Consider the following 12081-nt stretch of genomic DNA (forward strand, 5'->3'; position numbering starts at 1 on the left):
TCAGAGCGAACCTTGGGTCTGCGCCGCGGGATGCCGCCGGCGATACCAGAGCGCATAGACCACCACGAGCACCGCGAGGAATGCGAGTCCATAGGCGAGCGTCATGCGGAATTCGCGCGTGAACGCCGTGCCGACCAGAATGCCGAGCATCAAGAGCGCGCCTAGCACGCTCGTGAACGGAAAGCCCCACATGCGGAATTCGAGCGGCGCGCTCGCCTCGCGCCCCCGGCGCACGCGGAAGAAAATCTGCGTCACGAAGATCATGAACCACGTGAACATCGCGCCGAACATCGCGATCGACATCATTAGCGTGAACGCCGTCTGCGGCCAGAGCGCGTTGAGCACGGCCGCCACCGCGATGCCGATGGTCGAGAGCGAGAGCGCGGCCGTGGGCACGCCATTGGACGTGAGACGCCCGAACGCCGCCGGCGCGTAGCCCGCGCGCGAAAGGCTGAACATCATGCGCGTGGTGATGTAGAGCTGGCTGTTCATGGCTGAGAGCGCCGCCACGAGCACGATGAAGTTGATCGCACCCGCCGCGTACGGCACGCCGGTTTCGGCCATCACCTTCACGAACGGGCTCTCGTTGCCGCCCGCCTCGGTCCAGGGGACGATGGCAAGCATGAGCGCGAGCGTGAGCAGATAGAACAGCACGAGGCGCAGCACCGTGGCGCGGAACGCGCGCGTGACGGCGCGCGCCGGGTCTTTTGCTTCCGCCGCAGCAACGGCGATGGTTTCCAAGCCCAGATAGCTGAAAAGCGAAACAATCGTCCCCACCCAGACGCCCCACCAGCCCTTCGGCAGCAGCCCTCCGTGCGACGTATAGTTCGCGAGCCCGACGCCCGAGCCCGCGGGCGCGCGCCAGACGAACCACGCGCCGAGCACGATGAACGCGACGATGGCGGCAATCTTGAGGCTGGAAAAGAGGTATTCGATGGTGCCGTAGGCGCGCACGCTCAAGGCGTTCACGACAATCAGCGCCGCCGAGAACCCAACGATCCAGTAGAGCCCCGGCACATGCGGGAACCAGAACTTCATGTAGATGGCGATGGCGGCGACTTCGGTGCCCACGGCGAGCACGTAGGCGGACCAGTAGGCGTAGCGCACGACGAACCCGGCGAGCGGGCCGATATAGTGCTCGGCGTAGGCGCCGAACGATCCCGAGGTCGGATGCGCGACCGTCATCTCGGCCAGCGCGCCCATCAGCAACAAGGCGATCAGCGCGCCGATCGCGTAGGACACCAGCACGCCCGGCCCGGCAAACCCGATGGCGAAGCCGCTGCCGAGAAAGAGCCCGGTGCCCACCGCGCCGCCGATGGCGATCATCGTCATCTGGCCTGCCGACAAGCCCTGGCGCAGCCCCTGCTCGCGTTCGACGATAGCGTCGAACGCGCCCGATTTACGTGGTACCACTATTACACCCCTGCTTGGCGCAAGCGCTCAGAGGCGCTGCGCATCGTGAAAACGCCGACGGCGAGATAAACCCCTATTTTACTTTGAGGCGGCTCGTCCCCCCTGGCGCCCCGGTTCCGGTTCGCGAAACGGGCGACGCGCAATTACTTCGGATTCCTGAAATTTATCCCCAAAACAAAACGGCGTAGCCCGTATCGAGCTACGCCGCCGCGCCTTGACGCTTGCGCGCCGCTTACTCCACTTCCACCGCTTCCGGATTGCGCGGCGCCGGCTGCGCGTCGAACGTGAGCTGGATCTTGTCTTCCGCGTCCACGTCCACGGTCACGCGGCCGCCGTTCACGAGCTTGCCGAACAGCAGTTCGTCGGCGAGCGCACGGCGGATCGTGTCCTGGATCAGGCGTTGCATCGGCCGCGCGCCCATGAGCGGGTCGAAGCCATGCTTGGCCAGATGCTTGCGCAGCGCGTCGGTGAAGAGCGCGTCGACCTTTTTCTCGTGCAACTGGTCTTCCAGCTGCATGAGGAACTTGTCGACCACGCGCATGATGATTTCCTCATCGAGCGCACGGAAGCTGATCGTCGCATCCAGACGGTTGCGGAACTCGGGCGTGAACAGACGCTTGATGTCGGCCATTTCGTCGCCCTGCTCGCGCCGGGTCGTGAAACCGATCGTCGACTTGTTCATCGTGTCGGCGCCCGCGTTCGTCGTCATGATGATGATGACGTTGCGGAAATCCGCCTTGCGGCCGTTGTTGTCGGTCAGCGTGCCGTGATCCATCACCTGGAGCAGCACGTTGAAGATGTCCGGATGCGCCTTCTCGATTTCGTCGAGCAACAGCACGCAATGCGGCTTCTTCGTGACGGCCTCGGTGAGCAGACCGCCCTGGTCGAACCCCACATAGCCCGGCGGCGCGCCGATCAGGCGGCTCACCGCATGACGCTCCATGTACTCGGACATGTCGAAGCGAATCAGCTCGATGCCGAGCGTGAACGCGAGCTGGCGCGCCACTTCGGTCTTGCCGACGCCAGTGGGGCCCGAGAACAGGAACGAGCCGATCGGCTTGTCGGTCTTGCCGAGACCCGCGCGCGCCATCTTGATCGAAGCCGACAGCGCGTCGATGGCCGGATCCTGGCCGAACACCACGGCCTTCAGATCGCGGTCGAGCGTCTGCAGCTTGCTGCGATCGTCCTGCGACACGCTTTGCGCCGGCACGCGCGCGATCTTCGAGATGATCTCTTCGATCTCGCTCTTGCCGATGGTCTTCTTCTGCTTCGACTTCGGCAGGATGCGCTGCGCCGCGCCCGCTTCGTCGATCACGTCGATCGCCTTGTCGGGCAGATGACGGTCGGTGATGAAGCGCGCCGAAAGCTCGGCCGCCGCGTTCAGCGCGCCCGACGAATATTTCACGCCGTGGTGCTCTTCGAAGCGCGACTTCAGCCCACGCAGGATCGCAACCGTCTGCTCGACCGTCGGCTCGACCACGTCGACCTTCTGGAAGCGCCGCGAAAGCGCCGCGTCTTTTTCGAAGATGCCGCGGTATTCCGTGAAGGTAGTCGCGCCGATGCACTTGAGCGTGCCCGACGAAAGCGCCGGCTTGAGCAGGTTCGACGCATCGAGCGTGCCGCCCGACGCGGCGCCCGCGCCGATCAGCGTATGAATCTCGTCGATGAAGAGAATCGCGTGCGGACGCTCCTTGAGCTCCTTGAGCACCGTCTTCAGGCGCTGCTCGAAGTCGCCGCGATATTTCGTGCCTGCCAGCAGCGCGCCCATGTCGAGCGAGTAGACCTGCGCGTCCGCGAGAATGTCCGGCACTTCGCCGCGCGTGATGCGCCAGGCGAGGCCTTCCGCGATCGCGGTCTTGCCCACGCCCGCTTCGCCCACGAGCAGCGGATTGTTCTTGCGGCGGCGGCACAGCACCTGCACCACGCGCTCCACTTCCAGTTCGCGGCCGATCAGCGGATCGATGCGGCCATCCTTCGCCATCTGGTTCAGGTTCTGCGTGAACTGGGCGAGCGGGGTTTCCTTCTGGCCTGCCGCGTCTTCGGCTTCTGCGTTCGCATCGCTGGCCTTGGCGGCTTCGCCGCTGCCGGTCTTCGCGATGCCGTGCGAGATGAAATTCACCACGTCCAGACGCGTGACGCCCTGCTGCTGCAGGTAGTACACCGCGTGCGAGTCCTTCTCGCCGAAGATCGCAACCAGCACGTTCGCGCCCGTCACTTCCTTCTTCCCGTTGGAGGTGGACTGAACGTGCATGATCGCGCGCTGGATCACGCGCTGGAACCCGAGCGTCGGCTGCGTATCGACGTCGTCCGTGCCGGGCACCGTGGGAGTGTTGTCGTGAATAAAGTTGCGCAGGTTCTGTCGCAGGTCTTCGATATTCGCGGCGCACGCTCGCAGCACTTCTGCGGCCGTTGGGTTATCCAACAGCGCCAGCAAAAGATGCTCGACCGTGATGAACTCATGCCGCGCTTGACGTGCTTCCATGAACGCCATGTGCAGGCTGACTTCCAGTTCCTGGGCAATCATGCTTCCTCCATCACACACTGCAGCGGGTGCCCCGCTTGCCGCGCGTGGGTAACGACTTGCTCAACCTTGGTCGACGCGATATCTCGCGTATAGACCCCACAAACGCCCCTGCCCTCGCGATGCACCTTCAACATGATCTGTGTTGCGGTCTCGCGATCCTTATTGAAATATTCCTGCACGACCATCACGACGAATTCCATCGGTGTGTAGTCGTCATTCATCAGCACGACCTTGTACATGGAGGGCGGTTTGACCTTTTGCTCCTGCCGCTCCACTACGGTTGAATCCTGCTTGTCCGGGATAATCGCCATACACCCATTCTAAACAACTCGGACAGGCCCGCAATCCTGCCGAAACCCGACCGGCCGTCCGGTGAACCGGGCCGCGGCGCCATGCGGACCATCCCGGCGCAGCCCCTTTTCCCGGACTCGATCAACCTCGCCCACACGCACTTCCGTGAGCGCCCGGCTGCGGGGCCGGTTCGAACCATTGTGCCAGCAGCTTTCGGGCCACCGTTGAATCGAGTATCGCACAACCTGCGCCCGCTAGTGGACAGCGACTGTCGGCGTCCGCACGCACGCTGTCAGATTTCGTGCTGCAGTGCATCCCATGTGAGTCGATTATGCGACTTTTCAAGACAGCTCGTGCAACTCGGACCGGAGAAAAAACGAACCCGATGAGTGCGTCGGCAACCGGCTGCGATTCCTGACAGATAGAGCCGCAAGAAAAGCCGGAAAAACCCTGGAAATGCGTTCTTTACAACGCGCCAGAAGGCGTCTCAAAATATTCTTGACAGCAGAATAAAGAGCCCCAACAATCAAGCTGGCACTTTTTTCAACCGCCTTTATTTTCGAAAAGATGCCGTTGGTGAGCTTGTGAGGAGGGGGCGTTCGCATCATGCGAAACGTTTAGCTTTTCGAACTGCTCGTGGTAGTGACATGAGTTACAGGGGAAGTTGGTATGGCAACCGGTACGGTCAAGTGGTTCAACGACGCGAAGGGTTTCGGATTCATCACGCCGGATGAAGGCGGCGAGGATCTGTTCGCTCACTTTTCGGCCATCCAGATGAATGGCTTCAAGACCCTCAAAGAAGGTCAGAAGGTGAGCTTCGAGGTCGTGCAAGGCCCGAAGGGTAAGCAGGCATCGAACATTCAGGCAGCCGCCTGATCTGTTCGGTCTCTGTACCTGAAAAGAAACCCGGCTTCGGCCGGGTTTCTTTTTTTTGCGGGATCCAAAAAACAACCGGGCGCGTTCGATGTTTCTTCCACGCGCCTCGTCGTTTTTACATCGGTTCCACGGTAGATGCGCTAGATCACGCGCAGCGTGCCCATCATGCCGAGGTCCTCGTGCTCGAGGATATGGCAATGGAACATGCGCTCGCCCGCCGTATGCTGCACGGTCGCGAGATGCACGCTCTCCCCCGGCTTCACGTTGACGGTATCGCGCCATGCGAGATACGGCTCGTCCACGCGCACGCTCCCCGTCTCGCGCGAAATCACCTGGAACTGCGTACCGTGCAAATGGAACGGATGATCCATGTCCGTGCGGTTCGCAATCGTCCATTGCTCGACTTCTCCGCGACGGCTCGTGAGCGTGATGCGCGCCGGATCGTAGGTCTCGCCGTTGATCATGAATTGCATGCCGCGGGGCATGCCCGACTTCGACGCACCTGGCTGGTGCATCGCATGCATGTCCATGGCTTCGCTGAACAGCACCGATTTTTGCGGGAGCGATGCCGCGAGCGGACCCCGCGGCGCCAGCGGCCCAATCGCACGCAATTGCGCCGGTAATGCCGATGTCTCGCCGCGCGGCGCGAACTGCACCTGAGCCAGCGCGACCGACGGCGTAGGCGGCAGGCTGCCATGCGACATCGCCATCTTGCGCCGGTCGTACTGCGCGGCGATCAGGCGCGCGCGCGACGCGCCCTGCCCCGCGCGCACGATCAGCTCGGCGCGCTCGCCCGGCGCGAGCAGCAGCGAGGTCACGCCCTCGCGCGGCGCGGCAAGCAGGCCGCCATCGGTGCCGACGTGCGCAAACGCGCGGCCATCGTCGAACGCGAGCTGCAGATAGCGTGCGTTGCAGCCGTTCCAGACGCGCCAGCGTTCGTCGCGCACGACTTCGATGTGCGGCTCGCGCGCGCCGTTCACGAGCACGAACTGGCCCTCGCGGCCATTCATCCAGTCCATCATGCCGTTCGCGGGAATCGTGCCGTCGGCGGCGAGCTTGAGGTCGGAGACGAACACGTGGCGCTCCGGCCAGTCCGCCAGCGGATCGTTGGCGGCGCGCACGACGATGGGGCCCGCGAGCCCGCGAAACACCTGCTCCGACGACAGCATGTGCGGATGCGGGTGATACCAGTAAGTGCCGGCACTGCCCTCGGGCAGCGTGAACCGGTAGATGCGTTCGGCGCCTGGCGCCACGAGGTTCATCGGATTGCCGTCCTGGTCGGGCGGCACGGGCAGGCCGTGCCAGTGGATCGTGGACGGTTGCGGCAGCCGGTTGACGAAGCGGATCTCGACAGTGTCGCCTTCGCGTACGTCGATCATCGGACCGATCACGGGGCCGGCGTTGCCTGCTATGCCAGCGTCGTCCGGATCGTATTGCCAGAACGTGGTCGGCGCCTGACCGGGAAGCAAGGGCCGCGTCACGGGCCGGGCGACCAGCGTCGCGCGAAAATGCCCTGCTTCGCGGCTTTCGTTCGCAAGCGTTCGCAACGCGGCAAGCGGCGCCCCGGCGGCCAACGCATCGGCTGCCGCGAGCGGCGCCTGCGCGTGCATCATGGCGCCCGACATCGTGTCCATGTTCGCCATGCCGGACATCGCGTGTCCGCTCTGCTGGGCCAATACGGGGCGCGCAAACAGCGACGCCGTGGCGGCGCTCAACGCGCCGGACAAAAAAGCTCTGCGTTTCATCGATGAATTCCTCAAACACATCTGACGACGCGACGCGCAATCACCGCGCGCCGCACGTGCGGCCATAGGCTTCGCATGCGCAGCGCCGTACGACGAACCCCCTCGGGCCTGCATCGGGCCGGCGCTGCATCAGGGCGCAGGGCGCGCCGCGTTCAGACGATCGGAGGGGGTAGCGCAGGCGCGTGCGTGATACCGGCGCGCAGCGCGGAGGCAAGAGCAAAACGTGGAGAGCGCCCGGGAGCGCCTGCGCTGATGCGCGTTTGAACCGGCGGCGCGCCGCAATGGACGCAGCAGCCTGCGGCGCAACCGCTCGCGCCGCCCGCGCAATGACCATGTGAGCTTGCTGAGCCTGCGCGTTCCATGACGCCGCAACGATCGCCGGCCGCGAAGACCTGATGCGCAACGTGCGGCACCCGCGACGCATCCGCATCTCGCTGCATGGACGTGCATGCGCTTGCGCCATTCATGGCGAAGAGCGCGAGCAGCCCAACGAGGAAGAAGCGACACAGGAAGATCATGCGGAGCGAAACGGCAAATGGGCGAATGAATGAACTCGATTGATGCGAGTCATGATAGCGCACAGTCGGCTCCGTGACTTCCGTCAGATCGCACGGCGGGCCATGAATACGACAAAGAAACGTGCAGGACTGCTCGATAAGATCTGCCAGCCTCGCCCCCAGCCGGAAACCATCTGCACCGGCGAGCGCAACCCAGACAAAACGGAGCGTCACGATCTATGTCACTCAAACCCTTGCGCATTGCCGCACTCCTTTCGACCCTGCTCGTTGCAGCCTGTTCGACTACAGCCTTCACCACTGCCTCGCCCACCAGCGACGCAGCCGCGCGCGTGCAACTCGAGCAAGAAGCGCGCATGGCCCTGAAGAGCCTCTACGCAAACTCGACGGGCGCGAAGCAACTCGGCGCGAATGCTGCGGGCGTCCTCGTTTTTCCGAGCATCGTGAAGGGCGGCCTCCTGATCGGCGGCGAGGGCGGCAAGGGTGTGCTGTTCTCGGGTGACGGCCGCGTGCTCGGCTACTACAGCGTAGGTTCGGTCTCGTGGGGCTTGCAGGCGGGCGCGCAGAACTTCTCCGAAGCCATGATTCTGATGACGCCCGATGCCATTCGTAACCTCAATACGGCCGATGGCTGGGCGGTCGGCGTGGGCCCGAGCGTCGTGGTCGCCGATTCGGGCATGGCAAGGGACATCACCACCACGACCGCACAATCGGACATCTATGCGTTCATCTATGGCCAGTCCGGCCTGATGGCGGGCCTCGGCGTACAAGGGCAGAAGATTACGCGACTCAGCAACTAGGAATAGGTCGCGTATGCATTCGGATGGTTCCGGGTAAAAATGTAGGAATACGAAATTTATTTCCATAGTCCGGAATGCCTGGCAGTATGAGACGACCCTTGAAGTAAAAAACCCCGGCAGCCCATTCGGACTGCCGGGGTTTTTGCGTTCAGGCCGCGTTGGCCCGAACCGCATTCGTCGCATCACATATTGTCGATCATCACCTGCCCGAAGCCCGAGCAGGACACCTGCGTCGCCCCTTCCATGAGCCGCGCGAAGTCGTACGTCACGCGCTTCTGCTGAATCGACTTCTCCATCGAAGCGATGATGAGATCCGCCGCCTCCGTCCAGCCGAGGTGGCGCAGCATCATTTCGGCCGAGAGAATCTCGGAGCCCGGATTCACGTAATCCTTGCCCGCGTACTTCGGCGCCGTGCCGTGCGTCGCTTCGAACATCGCCACCGAATCCGACATGTTCGCGCCCGGCGCGATGCCGATGCCGCCCACCTGCGCCGCCAGCGCATCCGAGATGTAGTCGCCGTTCAGGTTCAGCGTGGCGATCACGTCGTACTCGGCCGGGCGCAGCAGGATCTGCTGGAGGAACGCGTCAGCGATCACGTCCTTGATCACGATGTCGCCGCCCGTCTTCGGATTCTTGACCTTCATCCACGGGCCGCCGTCGATGAGTTCGGCCGCGAACTCCTTCTGCGCGAGCGCATAGCCGTAGTCGCGGAACGCGCCTTCGGTGAACTTCATGATGTTGCCCTTGTGCACGAGCGTCACCGAGCGGCGCTCGTTGTCGATCGCGTACTGGATCGCCTTGCGCACGAGGCGCTCCGTGCCTTCGCGCGAGACCGGCTTGATGCCGAGGCCCGAACTGTCCGGGAAGCGGATCTTCGAGACGCCCATCTCTTCGCGCAGGAACTTGATGATCTTCTTCGCGCCTTCCGATTCCGCGGGCCATTCGATGCCCGCGTAGATGTCTTCCGAATTCTCGCGGAAGATCACCATGTTGACCTTCTCGGGCGCGCGCACCGGCGAAGGCACGCCCTTGAAATACTGCACCGGACGCAGGCACACATAGAGGTCGAGCTGCTGGCGCATCGCCACGTTCAGCGAGCGGATGCCGCCGCCCACCGGCGTCGTGAGCGGACCCTTGATCGACACGACATATTCCTTTATGGCGTCGAGCGTCTCGTCGGGCAGCCATACGTCGGGGCCGTACACGCGCGTCGCCTTCTCGCCCGCGTAAATCTCCATCCAGTGAATCTTGCGCTTGCCCGCATAGGCCTTCTGGACAGCCGCGTCGACCACCTTGAGCATGACCGGCGTGATGTCGACGCCAGTGCCGTCGCCCTCGATATACGGGATGATCGGCTGATCGGAGACATTGAGCGAGAAATCCGGATTGACGGTGATCTTCTCACCGCTGGCCGGGACCTTAATGTGCTGATACGGCATGATCAACTCCAGTAGGGGGATCGGTCTGTCGATCGCGTTATTCTAGCCCACGCCCCGAACACCCGTGCCGTCGGCTCCGTGAAGGGCTTGTGCTGCGCAGCAGCGCGCGCATGGCGGCACGGCAGGCTTCACAATCCGATAGCAATGCCCGCCGCCCTCACGCACTCGACGTCTTATGTCTTATATAAGACCCATGACGCAACGCGGCCCATTATGCATTAATATCGCGGCGCTCACGCTTTTCATTTTTCGTTAGTCCGCTTGCACTATTCGCCATGCGCTTGATCGCCCTCAATAAACCGTTCGGCACGATTTGCCAGTTCTCGCCGCATGAAACCCGCCAGTCGCTTGCGGACTGGGTCAAGACGCCGGGCGTCTATGCGGCGGGCCGTCTCGATGCGGACAGCGAAGGTCTGCTGCTGCTCACCGACGACGGCGCGCTCCAGGCGCGCATTGCCGAGCCGCGGCGCAAGCTCGTGAAGCGTTATTGGGCGCAAGTTGAAGGCGCGCCCGGTGACGACGCGCTGGCCGTGCTCGAACGCGGCGTCGATCTGGGCGATTTCGTGACGCAGCCGTGCCGCGCGAAAAAAATCGCCGACACCGACGCCGATCTCCTGTGGCCCCGCACGCCGCCCATTCGCTATCGCGCGGCGATTCCGACCACGTGGATCGAGCTCGCCATCAGCGAAGGCAAGAACCGCCAGGTTCGGCGCATGACCGCGGCAGTGGGATTTCCGACGCTGCGTCTCGTGCGCGTCGCGATCGGCTCGCTCGATATTTTTTCGCTGGGCCTCGCTCCCGGCGCGAGTGTCGAGGTGCCCACCGATGCGCCGTGGCGTCGCGCGACGCCCACGCGAAGCGCGCACAAGTGACTGTTGCGCAAGCACTTTTCCCTGATTCACGCATCGCTGCACGCGTCGCACTACTGCGCATTGCCTTCGCATTGGCATGCGAATTTAGCGCGTGGTGACGCCCATGAGTCGCCCACGAAAAAACAAATGAGCAATTCGCGTCAACCGGTACGCGAAACCATGCGTTATTTCACGCAGATGCCGTCCGAAGCTATCCGGCATTGAGCCTTACGGGCGCTCGTGCAGCAATGCACGATCCCGACCGCTGGCAGACACGTTCGCGAATTTCTTCTGAATTTGTCGATCGTGACTGTCAACCGAAAGGTGGATGGCACGTTTACCGACCTGACTCCAATAACCGGGTCACTTGGTTAATTAACTCAAGCTGAGGATTCACAACATGAACAAACTGATCGCTGCTCTGGTCGCTGGCCTCTTCGCATCGGCTGCATTCGCACAAGCTTCGGCTCCGGAAGCCGCTACGGCTGCTGCTCCGGCTGCTGCTTCGGCACCGGCTCACAAGGCAACGCACAAGAAGTCGACGCACAAGAAGTCGTCGCACAAGAAGGCAGCCAAGGCTGAAGCCGCTTCGGCAGCTTCGGAGTAAGCCTCCTGTAAGACGCATCGGAGAACGGCCCATCGTGCCGATCTTCACCGCGTTCGAAAGGCAGAGTGTCGCAAGGCGCTCTGCCTTTTTGTTTTTGCATCACCCGATCCAGCGTCCCAGGCGCACTGCCAGGCGTCCCGGTATGCTGCGTGCAACGCAGGACCCGCATGTTTTGACCCGCGCTGACGTACTCGCGTAACATGCGCGGATTATTCTCAAGCAAGGAGTTCACTCGTGCGATTTTCCCTGCGCCCGCTCATCGCGCGTTGCGCGTTCGCCGTTGCTTTGCCGCTCGCCGCCGCATTTGCCACCGCCGCGGCGCTCACGTTCACGACGGCCCCCGCGTATGCCCAGCAGATGCCGCCCGGCGCCAAGCAGCCCGGCGACTTTCCGCACGTGAAACTCACCGCAGGCATGTTCGTCATCGACGCCGGCGTGGCCGCCAATGACGCCGACCGCGAGCAAGGTCTCATGTATCGCACGCAGCTCGCGCCCAACGAAGGCATGCTGTTCGTGTTCGGCGAGAATGCCGTGCACTGCTTCTGGATGAAGAACACGCTGATCCCGTTGTCGATCGCGTTCATGCGCGCCGACGGCACGATCACCGACATCGACGAAATGCAGGCCGAAACGACCAACAACCACTGCCCGCGCAATAACGGCTACTACGCGCTCGAAATGAGCAAGGGCTGGTTCACGTCGAAGGGCATCAAGCCCGGCATGAAGATCGACGGGCTGCCGCCGCTGCAATAAGTTGCAGTAAGCGCCCAGCCGCGTCCGGCGTAACGCGCACGCGCCGCGCGCACCCCGCCGTCGACCGGTATGGACGAGCCGGCTCCGCCATTCGCGGCGCCGGCTTTTTTACGCCCGCACCACCCCACTGCCCGCGCCACGACGCTCTGGCGAGACCCGTTTTCACGGCCCGGCACGCGTTCAGCAAAAGCGCCGCGCAAGCGCTATCCTAGTAATCCGCCGTGTGACGCCGTCTGCTCGAAGCATCCCGCAGTGCCCGGAAGCACC

The 12081-nt window shown here is 63.1% G+C and carries 11 protein-coding genes; 5 read left to right on the forward strand and 6 right to left on the reverse strand.

Translation table 11 applies throughout. The features are described from left to right. The 3 genes from U5775_RS04040 to clpS all read right to left on the reverse strand — a co-directional run bounded on the left by U5775_RS04040 (nucleotide 1) and on the right by clpS (nucleotide 4248). Nucleotides 1-1413: an amino acid permease gene (locus tag U5775_RS04040; protein ID WP_322056818.1), complete on the reverse strand. Its 1413-nt coding sequence runs from the start codon at nucleotides 1411-1413 to the stop codon at nucleotides 1-3. Nucleotides 1414-1645: 232 nt separating this feature from the next. Then, nucleotides 1646-3937, reverse strand: a complete 2292-nt coding sequence (gene clpA / locus U5775_RS04045; protein ID WP_322056819.1) for an ATP-dependent Clp protease ATP-binding subunit ClpA — start codon at nucleotides 3935-3937, stop codon at nucleotides 1646-1648. Next, nucleotides 3934-4248 (reverse strand): ATP-dependent Clp protease adapter ClpS, encoded by a 315-nt coding sequence (gene clpS / locus U5775_RS04050; protein ID WP_028205276.1) that lies wholly within the window; start codon nucleotides 4246-4248, stop codon nucleotides 3934-3936. The genes clpA and clpS overlap by 4 nt, the downstream gene beginning before the upstream one ends. Before the next feature lie 649 nt (nucleotides 4249-4897). On the opposite strand from clpS, the gene cspD reads away from it, so the two are divergent. Then, on the forward strand, nucleotides 4898-5104 hold the full coding sequence (gene cspD, locus U5775_RS04055; protein WP_017776809.1) for a cold shock domain-containing protein CspD: 207 nt from the start codon (nucleotides 4898-4900) through the stop codon (nucleotides 5102-5104). Nucleotides 5105-5244: 140 nt separating this feature from the next. On the opposite strand, the gene U5775_RS04060 is transcribed toward cspD, so the two are convergent. Both U5775_RS04060 and U5775_RS04065 read right to left on the reverse strand, forming a co-directional pair. Continuing rightward, complete coding sequence (locus tag U5775_RS04060; protein WP_322056820.1) at nucleotides 5245-6849, reverse strand: multicopper oxidase family protein; 1605 nt, start codon at nucleotides 6847-6849, stop codon at nucleotides 5245-5247. 152 nt (nucleotides 6850-7001) lie between these two features. Beyond that, on the reverse strand, nucleotides 7002-7580 hold the full coding sequence (locus U5775_RS04065) for a hypothetical protein (protein WP_322056821.1): 579 nt from the start codon (nucleotides 7578-7580) through the stop codon (nucleotides 7002-7004). A gap of 5 nt (nucleotides 7581-7585) precedes the next feature. On the opposite strand from U5775_RS04065, the gene U5775_RS04070 reads away from it, so the two are divergent. Beyond that, nucleotides 7586-8164 (forward strand): YSC84-related protein, encoded by a 579-nt coding sequence (locus U5775_RS04070; protein ID WP_322056822.1) that lies wholly within the window; start codon nucleotides 7586-7588, stop codon nucleotides 8162-8164. Nucleotides 8165-8346: 182 nt separating this feature from the next. On the opposite strand, the gene icd is transcribed toward U5775_RS04070, so the two are convergent. Beyond that, nucleotides 8347-9603 carry an NADP-dependent isocitrate dehydrogenase gene (icd, locus tag U5775_RS04075; RefSeq protein ID WP_322056823.1) on the reverse strand — a complete coding sequence of 419 codons (1257 nt, stop codon included), beginning with the start codon at nucleotides 9601-9603 and terminating at the stop codon, nucleotides 8347-8349. 275 nt (nucleotides 9604-9878) lie between these two features. On the opposite strand from icd, the gene U5775_RS04080 reads away from it, so the two are divergent. The 3 genes from U5775_RS04080 to U5775_RS04090 all read left to right on the forward strand — a co-directional run bounded on the left by U5775_RS04080 (nucleotide 9879) and on the right by U5775_RS04090 (nucleotide 11814). Further along, entirely contained in the window at nucleotides 9879-10475 is a 597-nt protein-coding gene (locus U5775_RS04080; protein ID WP_322056824.1) for a pseudouridine synthase, read from the forward strand. Between the two features lie 379 nt (nucleotides 10476-10854). Continuing rightward, on the forward strand, nucleotides 10855-11061 hold the full coding sequence (locus tag U5775_RS04085) for a hypothetical protein (protein ID WP_322056825.1): 207 nt from the start codon (nucleotides 10855-10857) through the stop codon (nucleotides 11059-11061). A gap of 234 nt (nucleotides 11062-11295) precedes the next feature. Continuing rightward, nucleotides 11296-11814 (forward strand): DUF192 domain-containing protein, encoded by a 519-nt coding sequence (locus tag U5775_RS04090; protein ID WP_322056826.1) that lies wholly within the window; start codon nucleotides 11296-11298, stop codon nucleotides 11812-11814. The last annotated feature ends 267 nt before the right edge of the window (nucleotides 11815-12081 follow it).

This window comes from Paraburkholderia sp. J63, from assembly GCF_905220245.1.
Classification (GTDB): Bacteria; Pseudomonadota; Gammaproteobacteria; order Burkholderiales; family Burkholderiaceae; genus Paraburkholderia.

Bases quoted from the DNA above. Each gene is read 5' to 3' on its own strand.
- clpA (WP_322056819.1), bottom strand. From the start codon at position 3,937: ATGATTGCCCAGGAACTGGAAGTCAGCCTGCACATGGCGTTCATGGAA.
- clpS (WP_028205276.1), bottom strand. From the start codon at position 4,248: ATGGCGATTATCCCGGACAAGCAGGATTCAACCGTAGTGGAGCGGCAG.
- cspD (WP_017776809.1), top strand. From the start codon at position 4,898: ATGGCAACCGGTACGGTCAAGTGGTTCAACGACGCGAAGGGTTTCGGA.
- U5775_RS04060 (WP_322056820.1), bottom strand. From the start codon at position 6,849: ATGAAACGCAGAGCTTTTTTGTCCGGCGCGTTGAGCGCCGCCACGGCG.
- U5775_RS04070 (WP_322056822.1), top strand. From the start codon at position 7,586: ATGTCACTCAAACCCTTGCGCATTGCCGCACTCCTTTCGACCCTGCTC.
- icd (WP_322056823.1), bottom strand. From the start codon at position 9,603: ATGCCGTATCAGCACATTAAGGTCCCGGCCAGCGGTGAGAAGATCACC.
- U5775_RS04080 (WP_322056824.1), top strand. From the start codon at position 9,879: ATGCGCTTGATCGCCCTCAATAAACCGTTCGGCACGATTTGCCAGTTC.
- U5775_RS04085 (WP_322056825.1), top strand. From the start codon at position 10,855: ATGAACAAACTGATCGCTGCTCTGGTCGCTGGCCTCTTCGCATCGGCT.